This window comes from Streptococcus fryi (assembly GCF_053206505.1).
This window is the reverse complement of the sequence record NZ_JBRUGW010000079.1, coordinates 1-1139: the sequence shown is the minus strand read 5'-3', so window position 1 is coordinate 1139 and position 1139 is coordinate 1. Positions and strand designations below refer to the sequence as shown.

Annotated in this window: 1 protein-coding gene; it reads left to right on the top strand. The window is 39.1% G+C overall.

Annotation, left to right across the window (positions count from 1 at the left end; genetic code table 11):
* Positions 1 to 884: MucBP domain-containing protein (locus ACVRZH_RS10150; protein ID WP_447455145.1), on the top strand; the 884-nt coding region annotated here is incomplete at its 5' end.
* Between the last annotated feature and the right edge of the window lie 255 nt (positions 885 to 1139).

Here is a 1139-nt window from a genome sequence, read left to right as displayed (position 1 = left end):
TTTATAGCAAAGTTAAGACTTCATTTGTAGATGAAAATGGTAAAGTGTTAAGCCCAACAGTAGAAGGTGAAGAGCCAGGTAAAGAAATCCCAGGATACTATATCAGCTCAACTACTGTAGATGCAAAAGGTAACACAGTCCATGTTTATAGCAAAGTTAAGACTTCATTTGTAGATGAAAATGGTAAAGTGTTAAGCCCAACAGTAGAAGGTGAAGAGCCAGGTAAAGAAATCCCAGGATACTATATCAGCTCAACTACTGTAGATGCAAATGGTAACACAGTCCATGTTTATAGCAAAGTTAAGACTTCATTTGTAGATGAAAATGGTAAAGTGTTAAGCCCAACAGTAGAAGGTAATGAGCCAGGTAAAGAAATCCCAGGATACTATATCAGCTCAACTACTGTAGATGCTAACGGTAATACTATCTATGTCTATAAGAAAGTAAATACTTCATTTGTAGATGAAGAAGGCAATGTTATTGCACCAAATGCAGATGGTTCTCATCCAAATAAAGAACTTTCAGGATATGTTTTAGTATCTTCTACGACTGATAAACATGGTAATGTTGTGAATGTTTACCGTAAAGTACCAACTACTCAAGTTGTGCCAGGTAAACCAGCAGAACCAGCAGAACCAGCTAAACCAGTTGTGCCAGGTAAGCCAGCAGAACCAGCTCAACCAGCTATGCCAGGTAAGCCAGCAGAACCAGCTAAACCAGTTATGCCAGGTAAGCCAGCAGAACCAGCTAAACCAGCAGAACCAGCTCAAATGACTGAATTACCTAAGACAGGTGATGCGGGTTCAGTTGCTACAACTGTATTCGGTTTAGGAACACTTCTTGCGTCAATAGGTCTAGTATCACCTCGTCGCAAAAAGAAATAAAAAATGTTTCTTATCTAAGGTTAGATGTTTATCTCGTTAGATAGCTAAAAACAGCGGAGAAATCCGCTGTTTTTGGTTTGTCTCACTGTCAACTGTGGCTCTTTGTCAACTGTAGTGGGTAGATGAAAAGGGCTCTTTGTCAACTGTAGTGGGTAGATGAAAAGCTAACATCTGGAGAGAATCAGATTGGTTCTCTCCTTTTTGATGTTCAAGGCAATCAAAATCCTTCTTTTAAAGTTGTCAAAGTTTCGGAAT